The sequence below is a fragment of the Lentzea sp. NPDC042327 genome (assembly GCF_040647275.1).
In the GTDB taxonomy this organism is placed as follows: Bacteria; Actinomycetota; Actinomycetes; order Mycobacteriales; family Pseudonocardiaceae; genus Lentzea.
Genome location: NZ_JBEZBX010000001.1, coordinates 542,458 through 565,944, shown reverse-complemented (window position 1 = coordinate 565,944; position 23,487 = coordinate 542,458). Strand labels below are relative to the sequence as shown.

General features: G+C 73.0%; 21 protein-coding genes. 7 read left to right on the top strand and 14 right to left on the bottom strand.

The window, feature by feature from the left end:
• Window positions 1–8: 8 nt before the first annotated feature.
• From AB0A63_RS02285 to AB0A63_RS02275, 3 genes are all read left to right on the top strand, one after another.
• A complete protein-coding gene (locus AB0A63_RS02285; protein WP_360384382.1) occupies window positions 9–422 on the top strand; it encodes a thioesterase family protein in 414 nt (137 codons plus the stop codon).
• A complete protein-coding gene (locus tag AB0A63_RS02280) occupies window positions 419–1,519 on the top strand; it encodes a zinc-binding dehydrogenase (RefSeq protein WP_360384380.1) in 1,101 nt (366 codons plus the stop codon). Before AB0A63_RS02285 ends, AB0A63_RS02280 begins: the two co-directional genes overlap by 4 nt.
• 190 nt (window positions 1,520–1,709) lie before the next feature.
• A complete protein-coding gene (locus AB0A63_RS02275) occupies window positions 1,710–2,804 on the top strand; it encodes a S1 family peptidase (RefSeq protein WP_360384976.1) in 1,095 nt (364 codons plus the stop codon).
• Between the two features lie 92 nt (window positions 2,805–2,896).
• Here the strand turns inward: AB0A63_RS02275 and AB0A63_RS02270 are convergent, their stop codons facing one another.
• Window positions 2,897–3,484 (bottom strand): TetR/AcrR family transcriptional regulator C-terminal domain-containing protein, encoded by a 588-nt coding sequence (locus AB0A63_RS02270; RefSeq protein WP_360384378.1) that lies wholly within the window; start codon window positions 3,482–3,484, stop codon window positions 2,897–2,899.
• A 56-nt stretch (window positions 3,485–3,540) separates the two neighbouring features.
• Between AB0A63_RS02270 and AB0A63_RS02265 the strand changes: the two genes are divergently transcribed.
• Window positions 3,541–4,791 carry an FAD-dependent monooxygenase gene (locus AB0A63_RS02265; RefSeq protein WP_360384377.1) on the top strand — a complete coding sequence of 417 codons (1,251 nt, stop codon included), beginning with the start codon at window positions 3,541–3,543 and terminating at the stop codon, window positions 4,789–4,791.
• A gap of 22 nt (window positions 4,792–4,813) precedes the next feature.
• Here the strand turns inward: AB0A63_RS02265 and AB0A63_RS02260 are convergent, their stop codons facing one another.
• Together AB0A63_RS02260 and AB0A63_RS02255 are read right to left on the bottom strand one after the other, a co-directional pair.
• On the bottom strand, window positions 4,814–5,974 hold the full coding sequence (locus AB0A63_RS02260) for a serine/threonine-protein kinase (protein ID WP_360384375.1): 1,161 nt from the start codon (window positions 5,972–5,974) through the stop codon (window positions 4,814–4,816).
• Window positions 5,975–6,036: 62 nt separating this feature from the next.
• The gene (locus AB0A63_RS02255; RefSeq protein ID WP_360384373.1) at window positions 6,037–6,900 is read right to left on the bottom strand and encodes an alpha/beta hydrolase; all 864 of its coding nucleotides are present in this window, start codon (window positions 6,898–6,900) and stop codon (window positions 6,037–6,039) included.
• A 53-nt stretch (window positions 6,901–6,953) separates the two neighbouring features.
• Between AB0A63_RS02255 and AB0A63_RS02250 the strand changes: the two genes are divergently transcribed.
• A complete protein-coding gene (locus AB0A63_RS02250; protein WP_360384371.1) occupies window positions 6,954–9,914 on the top strand; it encodes a BTAD domain-containing putative transcriptional regulator in 2,961 nt (986 codons plus the stop codon).
• Here AB0A63_RS02250 and AB0A63_RS02245 read toward each other — a convergent pair.
• From AB0A63_RS02245 to AB0A63_RS02225, 5 genes are read right to left on the bottom strand one after another with little or no spacing between them, the layout of a single operon-like run.
• Complete coding sequence (locus tag AB0A63_RS02245; protein ID WP_360384369.1) at window positions 9,886–11,352, bottom strand: long-chain fatty acid--CoA ligase; 1,467 nt, start codon at window positions 11,350–11,352, stop codon at window positions 9,886–9,888. The two genes, AB0A63_RS02250 and AB0A63_RS02245, sit on opposite strands and share 29 nt — an antisense overlap.
• Window positions 11,291–12,607 carry an MFS transporter gene (locus tag AB0A63_RS02240; RefSeq protein WP_360384367.1) on the bottom strand — a complete coding sequence of 439 codons (1,317 nt, stop codon included), beginning with the start codon at window positions 12,605–12,607 and terminating at the stop codon, window positions 11,291–11,293. The genes AB0A63_RS02245 and AB0A63_RS02240 overlap by 62 nt, the downstream gene beginning before the upstream one ends.
• Before the next feature lie 9 nt (window positions 12,608–12,616).
• On the bottom strand, window positions 12,617–13,075 hold the full coding sequence (locus AB0A63_RS02235; protein ID WP_360384365.1) for a MaoC family dehydratase: 459 nt from the start codon (window positions 13,073–13,075) through the stop codon (window positions 12,617–12,619).
• Window positions 13,072–13,947 carry an amidohydrolase family protein gene (locus AB0A63_RS02230; protein ID WP_360384974.1) on the bottom strand — a complete coding sequence of 292 codons (876 nt, stop codon included), beginning with the start codon at window positions 13,945–13,947 and terminating at the stop codon, window positions 13,072–13,074. The genes AB0A63_RS02235 and AB0A63_RS02230 overlap by 4 nt, the downstream gene beginning before the upstream one ends.
• A gap of 5 nt (window positions 13,948–13,952) precedes the next feature.
• On the bottom strand, window positions 13,953–14,831 hold the full coding sequence (locus AB0A63_RS02225) for an SDR family oxidoreductase (protein ID WP_360384363.1): 879 nt from the start codon (window positions 14,829–14,831) through the stop codon (window positions 13,953–13,955).
• A 91-nt stretch (window positions 14,832–14,922) separates the two neighbouring features.
• On the opposite strand from AB0A63_RS02225, the gene AB0A63_RS02220 reads away from it, so the two are divergent.
• Both AB0A63_RS02220 and AB0A63_RS02215 read left to right on the top strand, forming a co-directional pair.
• Window positions 14,923–15,711, top strand: a complete 789-nt coding sequence (locus tag AB0A63_RS02220) for a PaaX family transcriptional regulator C-terminal domain-containing protein (RefSeq protein WP_360384361.1) — start codon at window positions 14,923–14,925, stop codon at window positions 15,709–15,711.
• A gap of 204 nt (window positions 15,712–15,915) precedes the next feature.
• Window positions 15,916–17,064, top strand: a complete 1,149-nt coding sequence (locus AB0A63_RS02215; RefSeq protein ID WP_360384359.1) for a nucleotide disphospho-sugar-binding domain-containing protein — start codon at window positions 15,916–15,918, stop codon at window positions 17,062–17,064.
• Window positions 17,065–17,078: 14 nt separating this feature from the next.
• Here AB0A63_RS02215 and AB0A63_RS02210 read toward each other — a convergent pair whose 3' ends face one another.
• The 6 genes from AB0A63_RS02210 to AB0A63_RS02185 all read right to left on the bottom strand — a co-directional run bounded on the left by AB0A63_RS02210 (window position 17,079) and on the right by AB0A63_RS02185 (window position 23,396).
• Complete coding sequence (locus AB0A63_RS02210) at window positions 17,079–18,347, bottom strand: APC family permease (protein WP_360384357.1); 1,269 nt, start codon at window positions 18,345–18,347, stop codon at window positions 17,079–17,081.
• Window positions 18,348–19,019 carry an alpha/beta fold hydrolase gene (locus tag AB0A63_RS02205; protein WP_360384355.1) on the bottom strand — a complete coding sequence of 224 codons (672 nt, stop codon included), beginning with the start codon at window positions 19,017–19,019 and terminating at the stop codon, window positions 18,348–18,350.
• Window positions 19,016–20,248 (bottom strand): cytochrome P450, encoded by a 1,233-nt coding sequence (locus AB0A63_RS02200; RefSeq protein ID WP_360384353.1) that lies wholly within the window; start codon window positions 20,246–20,248, stop codon window positions 19,016–19,018. Before AB0A63_RS02200 ends, AB0A63_RS02205 begins: the two co-directional genes overlap by 4 nt.
• Window positions 20,235–20,468 carry an acyl carrier protein gene (locus tag AB0A63_RS02195; protein WP_360384351.1) on the bottom strand — a complete coding sequence of 78 codons (234 nt, stop codon included), beginning with the start codon at window positions 20,466–20,468 and terminating at the stop codon, window positions 20,235–20,237. Before AB0A63_RS02195 ends, AB0A63_RS02200 begins: the two co-directional genes overlap by 14 nt.
• Window positions 20,469–21,839, bottom strand: coding sequence for an AMP-binding protein (locus AB0A63_RS02190; RefSeq protein ID WP_360384349.1), 1,371 nt, complete (start codon window positions 21,837–21,839; stop codon window positions 20,469–20,471). It lies immediately after the preceding gene.
• 270 nt (window positions 21,840–22,109) lie between these two features.
• A complete protein-coding gene (locus tag AB0A63_RS02185) occupies window positions 22,110–23,396 on the bottom strand; it encodes an ROK family transcriptional regulator (protein WP_360384347.1) in 1,287 nt (428 codons plus the stop codon).
• Window positions 23,397–23,487: the final 91 nt, after the last annotated feature.

Sequence of the window (23,487 nt, the reverse complement as noted above, 5' to 3'; positions counted from 1 at the left end):
GTGGTCGTGTGCGCGAGCAGTACCGGCACTGGCAGCGGATTCCGACCCGATGGGCGGACAACGACGTCTACGGACACGTGAACAACGTCGTCCACTACGCGTTCATGGACACCGTGATCAACACGTGGCTGATCGCGGCGGGCCTCGACATCCACGAGGGCGCCGAGATCGGCCTGTGCGTGGAGTCCCACTGCAACTACCGCGCCTCGGTGGCGTTCCCGGACGCGCTGGACGCGGGCCTGCGCGTCGGGCACCTCGGCCGGTCGAGCGTGCGCTACGAGGTCGGGTTCTTCCTCGAAGGCAGCGCGGACGTCGTGGCGGAGGGCCACTTCGTGCACGTGTTCGTCGACCGCACGACCCGCAAGCCCGTCGAGATCCCCGCGGGCCTGCGCACCCGGATGGAAGGGCTGGTGGTCGCGTGAAGACGCGCGGCGCGGTGCTCACGGCCGTCGGCGGCCCGCTGGAGGTCGTCGACCTCGACCTCGACCCGCCCGGTCCCGGCGAGCTGCTGGTGCGCGTGCGCGCCACCGGCCTGTGCCACTCCGACCTGTCCGTGATCGACGGTTCCCGCCTGCGGCCGTTGCCGATGGTGCTCGGCCACGAGGCGGCGGGCGAGGTCGTCGAGGCGGGCCCGAGCTCCGAGTTCGCGCCCGGCGACCACGTCGTGCTGTCGTTCGTGCCCGCCTGCGGTGCGTGCCGCCGGTGCGCGTCCGGCCGCCAGGCGCTGTGCGAACCGGGTGCCGCCGCCAACCGCGAGGGCACCCTGCTGAGCGGTCACCGCCGGTGGACCCTCCCGGACGGCACCCGGCCGCACCACCACCTCGGCGTGTCCGGGTTCGCCGAGTACACCGTGGTCTCCGACCGGTCGGCCACACGCGTGCCTTCCGACCTGCCACCCGAGATCGCTGCGCTCTTCGGGTGCGCGGTGCTCACCGGCGCGGGGGCCGCGTTCTACAGCGCCGAGGTCGTGCCGGGGGACCGGGTCGCCGTGTTCGGTCTGGGCGGTGTCGGTCTCGCGGCCGTCCTGGCGGCGGTCACGGCCGGTGCCACGCAGGTCGTCGCGGTGGACGTCGTCGAGCACAAGCGGCAGCTGGCCCGCACCCTCGGCGCCACGCACGACGTGGCGGGCGGCCCGGACGTCGTGGCGCACCTGCGCGACCTCACCGGCGGCGGCGCGGACAAGGTCATCGACACCACCGGCGTCGCGGCCGTGCTGGAGCAGGCCTACGCCGCCACCGCGATCGGCGGCACCACCGTCACCGTCGGCCTGCCGCACCCCGACCGGACCGTCACCCTGCCCGCGCTGAACCTGGTCGCCGAGGAGCGCACGCTCAAGGGCAGCTACCTCGGTTCGTGCGTGCCGCGCCGGGACGTGCCGCGCTTCGTCGACCTCTACCGCGCCGGTCGGCTGCCGGTCGACGGCCTGCTCTCCGGCCGGCTGACGCTGCCGGAGATCAACGACGGCTTCGCGCGGCTGGCGTCCGGCGAGGCGGTGCGCCAGGTGGTGATGATGACCTGATTGCCCGGTTGGGACCGTTCGGTCAGGAATCGGGCAGGACAGGAGCTTTGTCAGCGGTTGACCGGCCGGTGTCGGCTGCGTCACTGTGAGAGCGCTCTCATGTTCGCGCCTTCCGCAACGGGGCGGGAGGCGACCCCTGACGGACAAGGAGAAGAGCGTGCGTCTCAGCGTGTCCAGAATCGTGCCCGCGCTGGCCCTCGTGCTGGTCGGGTCCACCTTCACCGCTCCCGCCCAGGCCTCGGCGCAGGAGCTGTCGCCCGGCCTGCTGTCGGCGATGAGCTCGGCGTTCGGGCTGACCGAACAGCAGGCGCGGCTGCGCCTGGAGAAGGAACACCGCGCGTCGGTGCTCGCACCGCGCGCCGAGGCCGAGGCCGGCACCGCCCACGCGGGCAGCTGGTTCGAGGACAACCGCCTCGTCGTCGCCGTCACCGACCGGGCGGCGGCCGGCCGGGTCGAGGCCACCGGCGCCGTGGCGAAGCTCGTCACCCGGTCCGCCGGGTCGATGAACGCCCACAAGAACCGGCTCGACGCCCTGTCCGCGACCGGTGCCGTGCCGGCCGCGGTCGCGAGCTGGCACCCGGACCCCAGGACCGGCACGGTCGTCGTCAACGTTGAAGCCGGCAAGCAGACCGCCGAGGTCGCCGCGTTCCTCGACAGGGCCAGGCAGTTCGGCGCCATCAGCGTCAACACCGACGGCGTGCGGCAGCCGCAGCCGTTCGCGGCCGGCACCGTCGGCGGCGACCCGTACTACACCGGCAACGTCCGCTGCTCCATCGGCTTCTCGGTGCACGGCGGCTACGTCACCGCCGGCCACTGCGGCGGCAACGGCGCGGCGGTGTACGGCTGGGACCGCTCCTTCCAGGGCAACTTCGCCGGCTCCTCCTTCCCCGGCAACGACTACGCCTGGGTCCGCACCGGCGGCGGCTGGTGGACCGTGCCCGTCGTGCTCGGCTGGGGCCGGGTGAGCGACGTGCTGGTCCGCGGCTCGTGGGAGGCGCCGGTCGGCACCTCCGTGTGCCGCTCGGGCTCGACGACGAAGTGGCACTGCGGCGCGATCCAGAGCCGCAACGAGACGATCCGGTACGCCCAGGGCGACGTGCACCAGATGGCGGGCACCAGCGTGTGCGCCGAGGGCGGCGACTCCGGCGGCTCGTTCATCACCGGTGACCAGGCCCAGGGCGTGACGTCCGGCGGCTACGGCAACTGCTCCAGCGGTGGCCGCACCTGGTTCCAGCCGATCAACGAGATCCTGAACGTCTACGGGCTGCGGCTGCACACCGCCTGATCCCGTGCCGACCGGCTGCCCACCGCGAGTCAGCGGTGGGCAGCCGGTCCCGGCGACAGCACGCGGACGGGTCCACGCACATGTGGCACGGCCTATTCAGCAGGGCTGAAAGTAGCGACCAGCTTCGCCAGGCCGTGCTCGAACCGCTCGTCGAACGACTCCTCGGTCAGGAACGGGAGCACGCGCCGCAACGCGGGCCGTTCACCCAGCACCAGACCATCCGCGGAGCGTCCCGGCAGTGCCTGCTCCTCCTGCGTGAGCCCGAGGACGAAGTAGATGACGTCCCACAACGTCCACGCGGCGTCCCGTTCGGACAGCCCGCCCTCCAGCAGTGCCGCGCACAGCGCCTCCGCGACGTCCAAAGTGGCCGGTTCGGCGGCGTAGGTGCCGGCCACGACCACGGCCCCGTCGCGGTGGGCGAGCAGGGCCCGGCGGTAGCGGCGCGCGATCTCGGCGGCCCGCTCGCGCCAGTCGGCCGGCAGGCCGGTGAGCGACACGCCCGCCACGATCGCGTCGGCCATCAGCTCCTCCAGCCGGGCCTTGGTCTTCACGTGCCACAGGACGGTGTTCATCCGCACGTCCAGGCGCTGGGCGATGGCGCGCAGCGAGACCGCGCCCGCGCCGTGCTCGTCGAGGATCTCCAGGGCGGTGCGCACCACGTCCGCTTGACTCTTGGTCACTGACCTAGTCTACTCACGGCACCGAGTGTTGGTCAGTGACCAAGAGGAGTGGGTTGATGCTGGACGTCGTCATCGTCGGCGCGGGGCCGACCGGGTTGTGGCTGGCGGGGGAGCTGAGGCTGGGCGGTGCCTCGGTCGTGGTGCTGGAGGCGCGGCTGGAGCGGGACCGGAACTCGAAGGCGCTCACGATCCACCCGCGCACGGTCGAGGTGCTCGACTGCCGCGGGGTGGTGGAGCCGTTCCTGGCCGAGGGCCTGCGCATCCCGAACGGGCACTTCGGCGGGCTGCCGGACCGGCTGGACTTCGCCGTCCTCGACACGCCCTACCCGTTCACGCTGGCGTTGCCGCAGGTCAGGACGGAGGAGCTGCTCGAAGAGCGAGCGGTCGGGCTGGGGGCGGTGGTGCGGCGCGGCTGCCGGGTCACCGGGCTGACCGAGGGCGGTGTGGTGCTGGACGACGGCGAGGTCGTCGGCGCGCGCTACGTGGTGGGGTGCGACGGGACCCGCAGCACCGTCCGCGCCGCCGCGGGCGTCGACTTCCCCGGCACCGACGCCACGACCTGGGGCTGGCTGGGCGACGTGGTGCTCGACGACCCGCCCTCGCGCGGGTTCACCAGCGCCACCGGGGCCGACGGCGGCCTGATGGTCGTGCCGTTGCCGGGTGGGGTGCACCGGATCGTGGGCGGTGATCCCGCGAGCAACCGGCCGGAGTGGCCCGGCGAGCTCACCCTCGACGAGCTGCGCGCGGTGGTGAAGGCCATCGCGGGCACCGACTTCGGGATGCGCGACCCGCGGTGGCTGTCCCGGTTCGGCAACGCCACCCGGCAGGCCGCCGCCTACCGCGCGGGCACGGTGCTGCTCGCCGGCGACGCCGCCCACATGCACTTCCCGACCGGCGGGGTCGGAATGAACGTCGGCATCCAGGACGCCCACAACCTCGGCTGGAAGCTCGCGGCCGTCGTCACCGGGCGCGCGGACGAGGCGTTGCTCGACACCTACCACGAGGAACGCCACCCCGTCGGCGCCGCGCTGCTCACCCACACCAGGGCGCAGACCGCGTTGATGACGGCCTACACGCCGGAGGGGCAGGCGCTGCGGGCGTTGCTGAGCGGCCTGATCGCGTCGGCGCCGGACATGTCCCGCGAGCTGGCGGAACGGCTGTCCGGCCTGGACGTGGCGTACGCGACCGGCCGCAGGGTGTCGGACCAGGTGCTACCCGACGGCGGGCGGTTGTTCGAACGGCTGCGCGGGGGTGGGCACGTGCGAACGGCGGCCGGGGTGGTGCGGCCGGACGGGCACCTCGCCTGAACGCGGTGCACGCCGGGCGGTGTCAGCCTTTGCCGGGCCCGCCCTTGCCCTTGCGGTCCTCCCGCTTGCGCTCGTCGCCCTTGCGGTCCTCCGGCTTGCGGTCGGCCGGCTTCACGTCCTCGCGCTCGGGACGGTCGACCTTCCCGCCGGCCTGGACGGGCACGGCCGGAGCGGTCGTGGTGGTCGCCGGCGGCACCGAGGCGGCTACGGGTACGGCCGACGTCGCCGGAGCAGTGGTGGTGGTCGGCGGCGCGGACTCGGCCGGCGGTGTGGACGCGGTCAGCGCCGCGGTGACACCGGCCGTGGCGACCGCTGCGAACGCCCCCGCGGCCAGGAGCATCCGCACCGGGTGGCGGGCCTGCAGCGGGATGCCGGGCCTGGTCGCCGGCTGGACGTGCCGCAACGCCCGCGCGCACTCCGCGGCGGTGGGGCGGCGCCGGGGCGTCAGCGAGGTCATCGTGTCGAGCAGGCGGCGCAGGTCGGTGGGCAGGTGGCGCGGGATCTCCGGGCGGCGGTGCAGGCGGGCGACGGCGGCCTCGACCTCGCTGCCCTGGTACTCGCGCCGCCCGGTGAGGCACTCCAGCAGCAGGAGCCCGAGCGAGTAGATGTCGACCGCGCAGGTGAGGGCCTCGCCGCGGACCTGCTCCGGCGAGAGGTAGGCGGCGGTGCCCACCAGCTGGTCGGGCCGGGTGAGCCGGGTCGCGTCGACCAGCGTGGCCAGGCCGAAGTCGGCGAGGTGGGCGTTGCCGTCGCGGTCGAGCAGGATGTTCGACGGCTTGATGTCGCGGTGCATCACACCCCTGGCGTGCACGTAGTCCAGCACGTCGGCGAGCTCCGCGCCCAGCCGCCGCACCTCGCCGACCTCCAGCGGCCCGTCGGCGATGCGCTCGAACAGCGTCTGCCCGTCGACCATCTGCAACACGACGAACGGCGTGCCGCCGGTGGTCCCGGCGTCGTGCACCTGGACGAGGCCGGGGTGCGACAACGCGGCCAGGGTCTTGACCTCGTTGTCGAACCGGACCGCGTCCGCGAGGTCGGAGCCGACGCGGAAGAGCTTCACCGCGACGTGGCGGTGCAGCCGGGTGTCCCACGCGCGGTGCACGTCGGCCATGCCGCCCGAGCCCAGCAGGTCGTCGAGCTCGTAGCGGTCAGCGAGCAACCGCTCGTGCGCGGACACGGACATGGCGGCCTTCCCCTCGGCGATCAGCTCCCACCCGTATTCCCGCTCGTGGCGATCACCAACCCTCAGCGGGCCAGCAGATCGCGCACCGCGCCCACGACGACCCCCGGTGCCTCCTCGGCCATGAAATGTCCACAGGAGACGGTGCGGTGGTCGAGGTCGGAGGCCCAGGCCCGCCACAGCTTCTCAGCCTCGAACCCGAGCGCGGAACCCCAGTCCTGCTGCAGCACGGTGACGGGCATCCCCAGCCGGTTGCCCGCGCGGAGGTCGGCGGTGTCGTGCTCGACGTCGACCGTCGCCATCGCCCGGTAGTCGGCGACGATCGACGTGACCGCCTCGCGGGAGGCGCGCAGGTACTCGGCGCGGACCTCCGCCGGGAACGACGACCCGCCCCAGACGTCGAGGAAGTGGCCGAAGAACGCGTCCGGGCGGGCCCCGATCAGCTCCTCGGCCAGACCGGGCGGCTGCGCCATCAGGAACAGGTGGAAGCCGACGACGCCGGACGTCCCGCGCATGACGTCCCACGTGTCCAGCGTGGGCAGGACGTCGAGCGAGGCCAGGTGCGTGACGTGCGCGGGGTGGTCGAGCCCGGCGCGGAACGCGACGTGCGCGCCCCGGTCGTGGCCGACGAGCGCGAACCGGTCGTGGCCCAGGTGCCGTGCGACGGCCACGACGTCAGCGGCCATGGCGCGCTTCGAGTAGGTGGAACCGGTGTCGGCGGGCTTGTCGCTGTCGCCGTAGCCGCGCAGGTCGGGCATGATCACGGTGTGGTCGGCGGCCAGGTCGGCGGCGACGTGCCGCCACATCAGATGCGTCTGCGGGAAGCCGTGCAGCAGCACGACCGGGGTGCCGGAGCCGGTGGTGGCGACGTGCAGCTCGACGCCGTCGGAGACCTGGACGCGCTGGTGGTCGAAGTTCGTGAGGTTCACGCCGACACCTTGCGCGCGCCCGATCAGCAACCGATCAGTGCCGGGGTCAGCGGGTGGTGACGTTCGGGGTGCTCGGCCCGCTGACCGCGGGCGCGGCCCGGCTCGGCGGCCCGAAGCAACGCGCCGTGCTCGCCCGGCTGCTGGTGGCGCGGCGGCGTGTCGTGCCGGTGCGCACGCTCGTCGCGGACCTGTGGGAAGACCCGCCGGACGGGGCGGTCGGCACCGTGCAGACGTTCGTGGGCGCGCTGCGCAAGGCGCTCGAACCGGACCGTCCACCCCGGACCCCGTCGACCCTGCTCGTCACCGAGGGCGCCGGGTACGTCCTGCGCGCGCAGGACGTGGACGCGTGGCGGTTCGAGAAGATGCTGGGCGGCGACCTGCCGGTGCTGGACGCGGCGCTGGCGTTGTGGCGCGGCCCCGCCTACGCCGAGTTCGCCGACGAGCACTGGGCGCGCGCGGAGGTCGACCGGCTGGAGGAGCTGCGCCTGGTCGCCGTCGAACGCCGGGCCGAGGCGGCGCTGGCGGCCGGTCGTGCCGCGGAGGTCGTGGCCGACCTGCGCGCGCAGGTCACCGCGCACCCGTGGCGGGAGAAGGCGTGGAGCCTGCTCGCGCTGGCGCTGTACCGGGAGGGCCGGCAGGGCGACGCGCTGGCGGCGGTGCGCTCGGCCCGCACCGCCCTGGCGGAGCACCTGGGCGTCGACCCCGGCCCGGAGCTGCGGGCGCTGGAGTCGGACGTCCTCGCGCAGTCGCCCCGCCTGACGCCGTCGCCGCCGATCGGCCTGGTCGGGAGGTCCGCAGAGCTGGCCGTGCTGGCGGACGCCGTGCCCGCGGCGGGCCTGGGGATCGCGGTGGTGACGGGCGAGGCGGGCGTGGGCAAGACGGCGCTGGCGGAGGCGTTCAGCGCGGTGCTCGCCGGCCGCGGCTGGCGGACGGTGTGGGCCCGGTGCCCGGAGGACGCGCCGGTGGCGTGGCCGTGGCAGCAGGTGGTGGAGGCGCTGGGCCTGGAGCTGGCGGCGGACGACCGCTTCCGGCTGCGCCGGTCCGTGGTGGCGGCGGTGTCGTCGGCGGCACCGGTGCTGGTCGTGCTGGACGACCTGCACCAGGCCGACGAGGAGACGCTGGCGGTGCTGGCGGCGTTCACGGTGGCGCCGCTGCCCGGCCGGGTGCTGGTGGTGGCGACGTCACGGGTGCCGGTGGCCTCCGAGGCGCTGGCCCGCGCGGAACCGGTCCGCGTGGAGCTCACCGGCCTGGGCGAGGAGGCGGTCGGCGCGCTCGTGCGGTCGATCGCGGCCGGCGCCGACGTGCGGCTCATCGCCGAACGCAGCGGCGGGAACCCGTTCTACGTCAAGGAACTGGCCCGGCTGAGCGCGGCGGGCGGTGATCCGGGCGCGGTGCCGGCGGGGGTGCGGGACGTGCTGCGGCACCGGTTGGCGGGGCTGCCCGCCGGGGTGCGCACGGTGCTGCGGCAGGCGTCGGTGCTCGGCCGTGAGGTGGACGTGGACCTGCTGGCCGCGGTGGCGGGCGGGGACGTGCTCGACGCGCTGGACGTGGCGTTGGACGCGGGGTTCGTGGTGGACGTGGCGCCGGGGCGGGCGCGGTTCACGCACGTGCTGGTGCGGGACACGCTGTACGAGGAGGTGTCGCTGACGCGGCGGGCGCGGTGGCACGGGGTGGTGGCGCAGGCCCTGGAGTCCCGGATGGGTGACGCGGTGGCGGGGGCGAGCGGTGCGGCACGGCCGGGCGAGGTGGAGTTGCTGGCGCACCACTACCTTGCGGCCGGTGCGCGCGGGGAGGCGGCGATCAGGGCGTTGGCCACGGCGGCGGGGGTGACGCGGTCGCCGCGGGACGCCGTGCGGTTGTGGCGGGCGGCCATCGCGGCGGCGGACGGGGTGCGGGTGGACCTGCTGACCGGACTGGCGCGGGCGCTGGCGGTGAGCGGGGACCTGGAGGGCGCGCGGGAGCAGCGGTCGGTGGCGTTGCGCGCGGCAGGCGGGGGAGGACCGCAGCGGCTTGCGGACCCGCCGACTGCCCCTCCACTGGTGCCCGCGGACCCGCCACCCGCCGATCCGCAAGCCGTGGCCGACGTCATCGGCTCCTTCGACGTCCCCGGGATCTGGACCACCAACGACGACCCGGCCCACTCCGCCGAGCTCGTCGCGGCCGCCGAACGCGTCCTGCCCGCGTTCCCCGGCCCGACCGCCACCCGCGCCCGCCTGCTCGCCACCATCGCCATGGAGGACCGCGGCACCGGCGCACGCCTGCCGGAAGCGGAGGAGGCCGAGGCCATCGCCCGCGAACTGGACGATCCGGGGCTGCGGGCGTTCGCGCTCAACGCCCGGTTCATGCACACCTTCCACCGCACCGGGCTGGCCCCGCACCGCGCCGCGATCGGTGCGGAGATCGTCGCCCACGCCGCCGAGCACCGCCTGGTCACCCACGAGGTCCTCGGCCACCTGGTCCTGGTCCAGGCGCACGCCGCACTCGACCGGCTCGGCACCGCCGACCGGCACGCCGAGGAGGCCGACGACCTCGCCCGCCGGTACGACCTGCCGCTGGTCGGGGTGTTCACCGGCTGGTACGCGGCGCTCAAGCTCGCCGCCGCCGGAGACGTACCCGCCGCCGACCGCGCCTACCGGGCCGCCGCCGCCCGTGTGGAGGGCACCGGCATGTGGGGCATGGAGCGCGGGCTCCTGCCGCTGGCGCTGCTGAGCCTGCACGGTCCGTCGGTGGTGGACCTGGACGACGACTGGGGCCCGCACCGCGACTGGGTGCGCCCCCTCGTGCTGCCGCACGACGAGGCGCTCGCCGCGGCGAGGGACCTCCCGGCCGGGCCCGCGGACCTGCTCACCGAGACGCGGGCCTGCCTGCTCGCGATGGCGGCGATCCGCCTGGGCGACCGGGGGCTGGGAGAACGGGCCCGCACGACACTGGCACCGGCGAAGGACGAACAGGCCGCCGGCACCGGCCTGTTCACCTTCGGACCGATCAGCCGCTTTCTGGCCGCGCTGAGCTGACCAGCGGCATCCGGCGCAACGCCGGTTTGAGCACCTTCCCCGAACCCGTGCGCGGCAGCTCGGCGACCACCTCGACGTGCACCGGGATCTTGTACTTCGCCAGGCGCGGAAGCAGGAACTCGCGCAGTGACGGTGCGTCCAGCGAAGCACCGTCGCGGGGCCGCACGAACGCGCGGCCCACCTCACCCCACCGGTCGTCCGGCACGCCGACCACCGCCACCTCGGCGACGTCCGGGTGGTCGGCGATCGCGTTCTCCACCTCCGCCGGGTACACGTTCTCCCCGCCGGAGATGTACATGTCCTTCAGGCGGTCGACGACGTGCAGGTGGCCGTCGGTGTCCAGGCGGCCGATGTCGCCGGTGCGGAACCAGCCGTCCGGGGTGAACGCGGCCGCGGTGGCGACCGGGTCGTTCCAGTAGCCGGGCGTCACGTTCGGGCCCTGCACCTCGATCTCGCCGGTATCGGCCAGCCGCAGGTCGCCGAGGAACACCGGCGGGCCGGCCGAGCCCGCCTTGCGCACGCTGTCGGCCGCCTCCAGGAACGTGGCGCCCGGCGCGGTCTCGGTGAGGCCGTAGCCCTGGCAGAACACCAGCCCGCGATCCTGGTAGGTGTGGATCAGCGCGTCCGGTATCGCCGCACCGCCGCAGAGCAGCACCCGCACCGACGACAGGTCCGCCGTGTGCCAGTGCGGTGACGCGGCCAGGTCGGCGTACATCGTGGACACGCCGAACAGCCACGTCACACCGTGCCGCTCGATCAGCGACACGCACTCGTCGACGTCCCAGCGCGGGGTCAGCACGCTGTGGCCGCCCTTGACGAACGTGGGCAGCAGCGTCTGCGTCAGCGCGGCGACGTGGAACAGCGGCGCGGCCACCAGCGCCACCTCGTCGGCGGCGATGTCGACGCCGACCATCAGGTTGAACGTGTTCCACAGCAGGTTGGCGTGGGTGAGCACCGCGCCCTTGGGCCGCCCGGTCGTGCCGGAGGTGTAGAGGATCAACGCGGGGTCGTCGACCGCCACCGGCACGTCGAGCGGGTCCGCCGAGCCCCCGGCCAGCCATTCCTCGTAGCCGTCCAGCGAGATGGCGTGTTCGTGCGTGACGCGGTGCGAGGCCGCGTGCACGAGCACGCGGGCCCCGCTGTCGTCGAGCTGGTAGTCGACCTCCGCCGGGGTGAGCCGGAAGTTCAGCGGCACGAACACCGCGCCGAGCAGGTGCGCGGCGAACATCGTCTCGGCGAACGACGGGTGGTTGGGCCCGAGGTAGGCGACCCGGTCGCCGTGCCGCACCCCGAGCTCCTCCAGCCGCCGCGCGAGCCTCGTCGTGCGCTCGTCCAGCTCTCCGTAGGTCGTGGTGATCCCCTGGTGGGTCAGCGCGTCACGCTTCGGCGCCATGCGCGCGCGGCGGTGCGGCCAGCTGCCCAGACCCGAGTTCCGCATCCCTGTCTCCCGTCAGGCTGGTGTGGCTGGTCTCCCGCAACACGACCGTGCAGACCACGGTCAGCAGGCAGAAGGCCGCGAGGATGAACGGGATCGCGCCCGTCCCCGCGCTGTTCTGCACCTGCGCGAACAGCAGCGGGGCGAGGCCCGCGCCGAGTCCGGCGAGCTGGTAGCCCAGCGACGCGCCGGTGTAGCGGCTGCCGGTGGTGAACAGCTCGCTGTAGAGCGCGGCGAGCGGCCCGTACATCATCGGGTGGACCACCGCCTGGCCGAGCACCAGCGCGAGGACGACGTACCCGTTGTCCACCAACGGGAACAGCACGAACCCGAACACGGCCATCAGCACGGCCCCGGCGAGCACCACCGGCCGGCGCCCGAACCGGTCCGAGGCCGCGGACCAGCCGAGGATGCCCAGCACTGCGAGCGCCGACGACAGCGTGAGCGCGTTGAGGATCGCCTGCCGACTGTTCCCGGCCTGCACGCCGTACGCGAGGATGAACGTCGTCAGCGTCGACTGCGCGACGAACGCCGACAGGCCGACCCCGACACTCAGCAGCAGCGTGCGCGGGTGGTTGCGCAGCACGTCGACCAGCGGCGTGGACGTCTTCTTGCGCTCGGCCCGGAACACCGGCGTCTCCTCGACCCGCATCCGCACGAACAGGCCGACCGCCAGCAGCGCGAGGCTCAGCAGGAACGGCACCCGCCAGCCCCACGACAGGAACGCCTGCTCGCCCACCAGCGCCGCGGTACCGGTCAGCGCGGCGGTCGACAGGACCATGCCGCACGGCGCACCCGCGTTGGTGAAGCTCGCCCACAGCCCGCGCCGCGAGGTGGCGTGCTCGGCGGACATGAGCACCGCGCCGCCCCACTCGCCGCCAACGGAGATGCCCTGCACGACCCGCAGCAGCACCAGCCCGGCCGGTGCCAGCCAGCCGATCTGCGCGTAGGTGGGCAGCAGGCCGATCAGGAAGCTCGCCACACCCATCAGCGTCATGGTCAGCACGAGCATCTTCTTGCGGCCCAGCAGGTCGCCGTAATGTCCGAAGAGGACACCACCGAGCGGGCGGGCCAGGTAGCCGGTGGCGAACGTGCCGAAGCTCGCGATCGTGCCGACCAGCGGGTCGAGCGAGGAGAAGAAGACCTTGTTGAACACGACCGCGGAGGCCGTGGCGTAGAGCAGGAAGTCGTAGTACTCGATCACACTGCCGAGGAAGCTGGACGAGACCGCACGGCGTAACTGCGTTGTTGTCGCCATGACCTCACCTCACGCGTAGTGGCGGTAGACGGCGCGTGCGACGCACGCGGGCTTTTCGGAGCCCTCGATCTCGACGGTGAAGTCGACGGTCAGCTGCACGCCGTCGCCCGTGACGTCCTCGACGGACGCGACGCGGCCGGCCAGCCGGATCTTGGCGCCGACCGGGACGGGTGCGGGGAAGCGGACCTTCTCCAGCCCGTAGTTGAGGCTCATCCGCACGCCGGAGACGGTCAGCAGCTGCCCCATGAGCGGGATGAGCAGTGCCAGCGTCAGGTAGCCGTGCGCGATCGTGGTGCCGAACGGGCCGGTCGCGGCGCGTTCGGGGTCGACGTGGATCCACTGGTGGTCGTCGGTGGCGTCGGCGAAGGTGTCGACGCGCTCCTGGGTGACCTGCAGCCAGTCGGTGTGGCCGAGGTCGGCCCCCGCCAGCGCCTTGAGCTCGGAGATCCCTTGCACGGCGGTGGTCATGCGTCCTCCTTGACGAGTCCGAGCAGGCGTGCGGCGTTGTGCTTGAGGATCTTCGGGCGGACCTCGTCCTTGATCTCCAGCGCGGCGAAGTCGGCGAGCCAGCGGTCCGGGGTGATCACCGGGTGGTCCGAGCCGAACAGCACCTTGTCCTGCAGCACGGTGTTGGCATACCGCACCAGCTGTGGCGGGAAGTACTTCGGTGACCAGCCGGACAGGTCGATGTGCACGAACGGCTTGTGCGTCGCGACCGCGAGCGCCTCGTCCTGCCAGGGGAACGACGGGTGCGCGAGGATGATCCGCAGGTGCGGGAAGTCGACGGCGACGTCGTCGACGAGCATCGGGTTGGAGTGCTTCAACCGGATTCCGCCGCCACCGGGCACGCCGGCGCCGATCCCGGTCTGCCCGCTGTGGAACAGGGCGGGGACGCCGAGCTCCTCGATCGCCTCGTAGAGCGGGTAGGCCATCCGGTCGTCGGGGGAGAAGTCCTGCAGGCTCGGGTGGAACTTGAACCCGCGCACGCCGTGCTCCTCCACGAGCCGGCGCGCCTCGCGGACCGCGGCCCTGCCCTTCCACGGGTCGACGCTCGCGAACGGGATGAGCACGTCGGCGTGCTCGGCGCAGGACGCCGCGACCTCCTCGTTGGCGATGCGCGGGTGGCCGGTGGCGTGCTCGGCGTCCACGGTGAAGATCACCGCGGCCATCCTGCGCTCGCGGTAGATCGCGGCGGTCTCGGCGATGGTGGGCTGGCGGTGAGCGGCCTTGAAGTACTTGGCGGACGCCTCGACCAGATCGGGGCTGAGCGAGCTGTGGCCGTCCTTCGAGATCTCCGCGTGCGTGTGGACGTCGATGGCGACGATCTCGTCCAGGTCGATGCCGGTCATGGTGCCACCGGAGCCGGGATGCCGTAGGTCTCGGGTTCGAGCTCGCCGAACCGCTCGGCGATCGCGGCCGCCGACCAGCCGCCGTCGGCGAACAGCACCTGCTTCTCCGCGGGGTGCGCCCACAGCGCGAGCCGGTCGCCGCCGATGCCGATGGCCTGTCCGGTGATGCCCTTCGCGGCGTCGCTCGCCAGGAACACGACCAGCTCGGCGGCGTCCTCGACGGTGCCCATGCCCTCGTCGCGGCGCACCCAGTCCGGCAGCGGCGTGCCGGTGCGTTCGGACTCCTCGATCAACGGCGCGAACGCGGGGATCGTCCTGGTCATCTCGGTGGCCGCGACCGGCACGACAGCGTTGACCGCGACGTCGGCCCTGGCGAGCTCCAGCGCCCAGGTCCGCGCCATGGCGGCGATCCCGGCCTTGGCGGCGGCGTAGTTGGTCTGCCCGAAGTTGCCGCGCTGCCCTGCCGGTGACGACACCAGCACGAGCCGGCCGCCGGTGCCCTGCTCCCGCATCCGGACCGCCGCCGCGCGAGCGCACGTGAAGGTGCCGCGCAGGTGCACGTCGATGACGGCGTCGAACTCGTCGTCGGTCATCTTCCACAGCACCCGGTCGCGGAGGATGCCCGCGTTGGTGACCAGCACGTCGAGCCGCCCGAACGCGGCCACGGCGGTGTCGACGAGCCGTTGCGCGGTCTCCGCCGGCCCCACCGGTGCGACGACCGCCGTGCCGCCGATGGCCGCGGCGACCTCCTCCGCGCTCTCGTCCACGTCGTTCACCACGACCGCGGCCCCGTTGCGCGCCAGGGCTTCCGCGTAGGCCCGTCCCAGTCCGCGACCGGCGCCGGTGACGATCGCGACCTTGCCAGACAGCTCCATCCGACGAGTCCTCTCCGTTGGGATCGCGACCAAAAGTAAGGCATATTCGTGACGCTCGTCTAGATGTTGCCCAACATGTATCGTGAGCAGCGTGACGCCCCAGTCCTTGCTGCTCAACTTCCTCGGCCTGTACGTGCTGGGCCGGGACATCGCGGTCTACTCGGGCAGCGTGATCGACGTCTTCGCGCGCGTGGACGTCTCCGAGGAGGCCGTGCGGTCGACGCTGACCCGGATGACCTCCCGCGGCCTGCTCACCAAGCACCGCAACGGCCGCAAGGTCTACTTCGGACTCACCCCGCGCGCGAACGACGTGCTGCACGACGGTGAGCGCCGCATCTGGCAGCGCGGCGCCGTGAACAGGGACTGGGACGGCACCTGGACGCTCGTCGGGTTCTCCCTGCCGGAGGGCCGCCGTTCCACCCGCCACGACCTGCGCACGCAGCTGCAGTGGGCGGGCTTCGGCCCGGTGCAGAACGGCCTGTGGATCACGCCGGGCACCCACGACGTGACCGAGATCGTCGCGGGCCTGGGCCTGGCCGACCACATCACCGTGTTCACCGCCCAGCACGCCAAGCCGACGGAGGCCGCCGACCTGGCCGCGCGCGCCTTCGACATGGCCGCGATCGCCGCGCGTTACCAGGACTTCCTGGCCCGGTGGCGCACGCCGGACGACACGTTGCCCGACGACCTGGCCCGGCAGCTGGTGCTGCACGGCGACTGGCTCGACCTCGTGCGGCAGGACCCGCACCTGCCGGCGGAGCTGCTGGCGCACGACTGGCCGGCGATCGCGGCGGAGCAGCTGTTCCGCAAGCTCGCCACCCGGTACGCCCAGACGGCGGCCCCACTGGCAGCCGCGGCAATCGAGTCACTCGCTCTCTAACCCCTGCTGCTCCCGCATCTGCAAGTACCACCAACTCAAGGTCACCCAGCACTTTTCTACTGCCAACTGCCTCGGGGGCGGCCCGCAGCCGGACGCGCGCTTCGGCGTGCGGCGAAGCGGTTGGTGGTGGTCAGCGGCGGTTTGATCAAGGGTTGGTGGTACTTGCAGATGCCTGGGCAGCAGGGGGCGTGGTCAACTGGGGGCGTGCGGGTGGTTGTCGTTTCCGGTGGCGATCCGGGGCATGTCGTTCCGGCGATCGCGTTGTGCCTGCGGTTCAGGGAGGCCGGGGACGCCCCGGTCTTGCTGACCGGCGACCGTTGGGTGGACGCGGCGGTGCGGGAGGGCGTGCCGGCCGCGCGGGTCACCGGGCTGGCGTTGCGCGACCTGCGCGACGAGGCCGACCTCGGGAAGGCGTTGCACGACCAGGCGGCGGAGCTGGCCCTCGCGCTCGGGCCCCAGCTCGCCGAGTCAGAGCCTGACCTGGTCGTGTGCGACGTCCTGGCGCTGGGTGCGGGCATGGCCGCGGAACGGGCAGGCGTCCCGTGGGTGCAGCTGTCGCCGCACCCGCTCTACGCGCCGTCGAAGCACCTGCCGCCGATGGGCAGCGGACTGGCGGCCGGGGTCGGGGTACGCGGGAAGCTGCGGGACGCGGTGCTGCGCGCGCTGACCGCCCGTTCGCTGAAGCAGGGCGAACGGCAGCTGGTCGCGGCACGGCGGCGGGTCGGGCTGAGCGGCAGGGGAGCGGGCCCGGTCGCACGGCTGGTCGCGACGTTGCCCGCGCTGGAGGTGCCGCGACCGGACTGGCCGGCCGACGCGCACGTGGTCGGGCCGCTGCTGTGGGAGGCGAGCCGGGAGCTCATGACCCCGCCACCGGGCACCGCGCCGCTCGTCCTGATCGCTCCGTCGACGGCGTGGACCGGGGCGGCCGGCATGGCCGAGATGACGCTGGCGGCGCTGGACGGCCTGGGCGTGAGGGCCGTGGTGTCCACGTTCGCGCCGCCGCCCGGGACGTTGCCGGACTGGGCCAGGTCAGGACCGGGACGGCAGGACGAGCTGCTGCACGACGCGGCGGTCCTGGTCTGCGGCGGCGGGCACGGGATGCTGGTCAAGGCGCTGCGGGCGGCCGTTCCGGTGGTCGTGGTGCCCGGCGGCGGTGACCAGTGGGAGATGGCGAACCGGGTCGCGCGGCAGGGCAGCGGAGTGCTCGTGCGGCCGTCCACCGTGGACTCGCTGCGGGCAGCCGTCACGCGCGTGCTGGACGATCCGTCGTTCGCCGCCGCGGCGGCCTTGGCGGCGGCGGGTGTGCACGAGGTCCGCGATCCCGTCGAGGTGTGCCGCACCGCCCTGGCGTGACGGGAGCGGTCCGGTCAGCCGGAGGTCGCGCTCACCCTCGCCCGCCTGCGGCGGTCGACCAGGGAGGTGCCCAGCAGCACCACCGCGAACAGCGCCCAGCACAGCCACATCGGCGGTCCCGCGAGCAGCGTCACGAGCAGCACGGTCACCCCGCACAACGCCGTGACGACACGCGCGCGCACCCCGTCCGCCAGCTTGGCGAACGCCGCCGCGCCCACGCCGTAGAGCACGAAGTAGATCCCGCCCGACACCACGAAGAGCGCCTCGAACGACACCAGCCCCAGTGCGCCGAGCACCGCGATCACGGTCAGCACCAGCCCGACCACGACCACGGACGTCACCGGGTTCGCGTCACGGGTCCGCACCCGGCTCAGCGCGGCGGGCAGGTAGCCGCTGCGGGCCATGCCGAACACCAGACGGGACAGGGCGAGCACCGAGGCGCAGACGTTCGCCGTGATCGTGACGATCACCAGCAGCAGCGTCATCGGCCGGCCGACGCCGCCGAGCGCCCGTTCGGCGAGGAGCAGCAGCGGTGCCGAGTTCAGCGCCGGGTCGCCGGAGTCGACCACGGCGAAGATCCCCAGCAGCAGCAACGCGTACAGCGCCACCACGACGAGGTAGGAGGTGACGAAGATGCGCGGGATCGCGTCCGAGCTCTTGTGCTCCTCGAACGTGAAGGCGACCGTCTCCCAGCCGGTGAACGCCACGTAGACCGCGGTGAGCGCGGTGCCGAGCGCGGAGAACTCCGGCAGGCGCGTGCTCGGGACGGCCGGGCCGTGCGAGCCGATCGCGATCACCGCCGTGACCACGACGAGGGCGAACAACGCCAGCAGCAGGGTGACCTGCAGCCGGCCCGAGACGTTCGCGCCCAGCAGCGCCACGGCGGTCGCGGCCGCGAGCACGACCACGGGGAACGCCCAGGTCAGCGCGGCGGCACCGGAGAACTCGGCGAGGTAGCGGCCACCGGTGATCGCGGTCGCGGGAATGCCGGTGACCAGCGCGAACGTGGCGAGCATGCCGGAGGTGCGGCCGGTCGACCGGCCGAGCGCGACCTCGGCGTAGTGGGCGACACCGGACGCGGCCGGGTACCGCCGGCCCAGCCAGGCGTAGCAGTACAGCAGCGGCACCACCGACAACGCCGCGACCGCCCACGGCATCCACGCCGACAGGCCGAGCTGGTAGTAGCTCGTGCCGGGCAGCACCATCATGCCCGCGCCCAGGATCGTGGACAGCGCCACGAAGGTGCCGACGAAGACGCCCGTCGACTTGCGGAGCTCGCTCATTCAGGGGTTCCTCAACGCCGACACGACCGAATCGACCGCCTCGCGGAGCACCTCCGGCGGGGTTCCGTCGAGCATGTGACCCCCTTCGGCTTCGACGAGGCGGAATTGACCTGATACCCGATCACGCCAGCGGGCACACATCTCCGTTCCGATGAAATTGTCGCCCCGGGTCGCCACCACGTGCAATTGGTCGATGTCCGCTTCCTGGTTCACCCATTCGGCGAGCCGATCGGCGACCTCTGCATCGGCGCGGACACCGGCGGCGATCTCGGCCAGCAATTCCGGGTCCTCGAGAACGTCCGGCGGAAATCCGTCGGCGGCCAGCACGTCCGCTATCTCGGCGTCCGTCGAGTGCGACATCGTCGGGATGCGGCCGGCGGCGTCCGGGTACGGCGTGTTCACCAGCAGCACCCCCACGGGCACCCCCAGCGCGGAGCGCAGCGCACCGCGCAACCGGAGTGCGGACAGCCCGCCCATGCTGTGCCCGACCAGCACGACGTGCTCCGCGGCGGACTGCCGGGCCGCCCGCACGACCTCGGCGACCGTGTCGTGCTCCCACCGGCCCGACAGCAGCTCGCCGACCCCCGCCGCGTTGCCGCACGCGACGTGGTCCGCGCCGGACAGCCAGCGCAGCCCGCGACCGGCACCGGCGGCGGGGAACGACACGATCATGCGCCCGGCTTCCCCGCCTCGACGACCTCGACCTGCAGCTCGGTGAGGCCCAGCATGAAGTTCGACCGCAGCCGCTGCGGCGGGGCGACCACGGCGAACGCCTTGTCCCACGCGGCCAGCTCCTCGACGAACATCTGGACCTCCAGCGTCGCCACGGGAGCACCGATGCAGCGGTGCACGCCCGCGCCGAACGCGATCTGCCGGTTGTCCTGGCGGTCGACCAGGAACTCGTCCGGGCGGTCGAAGACGGCCCGGTCCCGGTTGGCCGACATGTTCCACAGCGTCACGAAGCTGCCTTCGGGAACGACCTCGTCACCGACGGGGAAGTCCTGCACCGCGAGGCGTTGCACGTAGCTGTTCGTCGAGGTCCAGCGCAGGAGCTCGGCGGTGGCGACAGCGGAGGACACCTCTCCGGCGGTGACCCTGGCCCACTGCGCGGGCTCGCGGTTGATCGTGTCGATGGTCAGGCTGGCGGTGTGCGGGGTCGTCTCGTTGCCGCCCACGGCGACGTTCAACCCGTTGAGCAGCGCGACGTCGCGCGGCATCTCCCCGGACGCGACGAGCTGCGCGAGCACGCCGATCATGTCGTCGGCCGCGCCGTCGGCGATGCGCTTGTCCACCAGCTCGTTCATGAAGTCGAGCACCTCGATCTGCGCGTCGACCAGCGCGTCGAGCGGTGCGGTGCCGGTGTAGGCCTGGTCGCGGTAGCCGATCATGATCCGGGTGGCCTCCAGCAACGAGGCCGCGTCCTGCCGGCCGATGCCGAAGAGGATCTCCAGCACGCCCTTGGGCAGTTCGGGCGCGACGACCGTCGTGAAGTCGACCCGGTCGCCGACGGACAGCGAGCCGAACACCTCGCGGACGTTGCGGCGGACCGTCTCGCCGATCCGCGCGACCATCTCCCTGCTGAACCCGCTGGTCTTGATCGGCCTCTTGAGCGCGCCGTGCGCGGGCTCGTCCGCGACGATCAGCATGCGGCCCGACGCCGAGTCCTTCTCCGGCCGGTACGAGCCGTCGATCATCGTGCCGTAGGCCGAGCTCAGGCGGTCGTGGTCGACGTAGGCCGCGTACACGTCGTCGTAGCGCGTCAGCGCGTAGAACTCGTAGCCGTCGGAGCGGCGGTGGCGGGACACGGGGTTGTTCTCCCGCAAGTCGGCCAGGTAGGCCCACGGGTCGTCCTCGGCGAAGAAGTCGGCCGAGTAGAGCGGGCTGTTCTCAACGACCAGCATCGCCGGCTCCGATCAGGTCGGCGATCCCCGCGGGGGTGCGCCCGCCGAAGAAGACGTGTCCGGGCACCTTGACCCCGGTCTGCTCCTTGAGCAGCGCCCGGCACCGCAGCACGGCCAGCGAGTCGAACCCGGCCGCGAAGATGTCGGTGTCCGCCGCTATGTCCTTGTTCGAAATCGTCCGCACGCACTCGACGATCATGGCGGTCGTGATCTCACTCATTCAGACTCCCGTTGTGCGCAGGTGGCGGCCCAGCAGCGCGGCGGTGTCGACCTTCCCGCCGGGCTTGACCGGAAAGCTGTCCACGAGGTCCACGGCGATCGCCGCGGAGCAGCCGCGGACCAGTGCCTCGACCGGGGCGCGCACCTCGTCGCCGGGCACACCGGGTTCGAGCTGGACGAACGCGATCGTGTGCCGTTCGTGCTGGGCGACCCGGCAGGCCGTGACACCGGGCAGCCCGGCCACCGCGTGCTCCAGCGCGGCGGCGTCGACCCGCGTCCCGTTGACCTTGATCCGGCTGTCCGAGCGCCCGGCGAAGACCAGGTCGCCGCCGCCGTCGGTCCACACGAGGTCGCCCGTGCGGTACCGGCCGTCGAACCGGGTCGCGAGCACGCCCCGGTCGAGGTAGCCCAGGCAGACGAACGGGCCCTCCACGACCAGCTCCTGCCGGTCGCCGGCGGCCTGCAACCGCTCCACGCACCCGTCGAGCGGCCGGCCGATCGGGACGGTGTCGCGGTCGAAGCGGTCGGGCAGCACGTACCGGTGGGTGGCGAACGTGGCCTCGGTCGGCCCGTAGAGGTTGACGAACCGGCTCGTGAGGCCGGCCTCCCTCGCACGCCGGTAGGTCGAGACGTGGAACTGCTCGCCGCCGCTGAACAGCCACGGCACACCGGCGATCGCCTCGGGCAGCACGTCGAGCAGCGTGGCGACCACGGCGGCGGGCAGCAGCAGCCGGTCGACGCCGTGCCGGCGCACGAGGTCCGGCCACTCGAACACGTCCTCGTTGACGTCCGGCAGGCACACCACCTTGCCGCCCGCGGCGACCGCGCACCACGTGTCGAACCACCAGCCGTCGAACGCCGGGGTGGCGAAGCTGCCCGCGGTCAGCCGGTGGTCCACCGGCACCCGCAGGCCGCGGCAGGCGAACAGCGCCAGCAGGTTGCCCCTCGACACGGCGACGGCCTTGCGGCTGCCCGTGCTGCCGGAGGTGAAGTTGACCGACACCATGTCCTCCGGCAGCGCGCCGTCCGGTGCCGCGGTGTCCGTGTTCGCAGTCACCGTCACGTCGCCGTGGACCGACAACGTCAGGCCGGGGCGCACGCGGTCGAGCTCGTCCGGGCTCAGCGTGCCGTCGTCGGTGACGGCGGCGCACCCGGCCCGCCACACCCCGAGCTGGCCCGCGAAGAAACCGAGCTTGCTGCCGGCGCGGATCAGCACGACCCGCGCTGTGCCGTGCGCTCGGACCGCCCGTTCGACCGAGGCGGCGAGGGCGTCGACCTCGCGCCGGCTGTGTTCCTCGTCGTCCTCCACCCACACCGGGTCGTCCGACCGCCAGTGGTCGCCGTGGATCAGGTCGTGCCAGGTCCTGTTCATCACCGAAGCCCCAGTCCGTCCATCGCCCTGCCGCTTTTCCGGTCCCGACGAGGAATCAACCCGAATACCGCCCAGTCACGCATCGCTGGTTATCCAGCTCTATCTCGGGGCAATCCGACAAAACGACCGACCACTCGGATGGCGCAACGGTTAACACTTTTTCGAATGGTGAATTCCCAGCTCGTGAGACCGGAAGTTGCGTGCAGATGAATCGCGGAAACTTATGCGCACTCGCACGGAATCAACCGGTCGCGTGAATTGCCCGGCCCCTCAGGGGCGGACGGTCACGAGCCCCGGCTCTGCGAGGTCCTCCGGCAGTCGCTGGGGCGCGTGCAACGGCACCAGCTCGGACTGCAGCACCATGGCCGCGGCGCCGATCGCGGGCGCGGTGGCCGCGGTGTGGGAGAGGCGGACGTCCACGGGGTGCGCGCCGCGCGCGTAGAAGCTCCTGGCCAGCTCCTCGCGCACGACCGGCAGGTACACCGAGCCCGCGATGGCGAAGCTCGGGCCGGTGAGCACGACGAACTCGACGTCCATGACGTTGGCCAGCGTCCGCGCGGCCACGGCGATGTAGCGGGCGGAGCGTTCGAGCAGGGCGAGGGCGGCGGGGTCGCCACGCCGGGCCGCACGGCCGACGGCCGCGAAGCCGGCTGCGGGAGAAGCCGGCGCCCGGTCGCCGTCCGCGCCGGGATCGCCGGTCAACCCGATCCGTTCCGCCAGGGCCCGATCGGCCCGCGCCGCGGCCACCACGGCCTCGGGCCCGGCGAGCACCTCCACGCACCCCCGCGCGCCGCACCAGCACTCCGGCCCGTCCACGTCCAGGCACACGTGCCCGATCTCCCCGGCGTTGCCGCTGGTCCCGCGGTAGGTGATGCCGCCGATCACCAGGCCGGCGCCGATGCCGGTGCCCATGTAGAGCGCGGCCGAGGTGGAGGCGCTGCCCATGCCGCGCGACCAGTGCTCGCCCAGCGCCGCGGCGGTGGCGTCGTTGTCGACCACCACCGGCAGGCCCGCGGCGGCGGCGAGCTCGCGGTCGACCGGGTAGCCCGCCCAGCGGCGCATCACGGGCGGGGCGATGGCCGCCGTGGTCCTGGCGCCCAGCGGGCCGGGGGAGACGAGACCCAGGCCCAGGACCCGGTCGTGGTCGACGCCGACGCTCGCGATCAGGGTCTTCGCCTCGGCCGCCATGCGGTCGACGACCTCGGCCGGTGCCCGGGTGCCCGCGCCGGGTTTGGTGATCCGCGCGACCACGCCGCCGGCCAGGTCGGTCAGCACGTAGGTGATGCCGCTGTGGTCGAGGTGCACGCCCAGCGCGAACCGGGACGTGGGGTTGAGCTGCAGCAGCACCCTGCGCTTGCCGCCGGTGGACTCGGCGTGGCCGGTCTCGGCGACCAGGCCCTCGTCGAGGAGCTTGCGCACGGCGGTCGAGATCGTGGCGCCGGTGAGGCCGGTGGCGTTGATCAGGCCGACGCGGCTGATCGTGCCCGCGGCGCGGATGACGTCCAGCACCGCTGCCTTGCTGCTCGCGTGGGGGGTGCCCCGGACAGGGCCGCTCACGGGGCCTCCTCTCGCCGCACGAAGGTTAGCCGTCGGAGTAACGGCGGTGCTACGCGCAGATGTTGACTTACTTTCTTAAGTTACTTAAGAA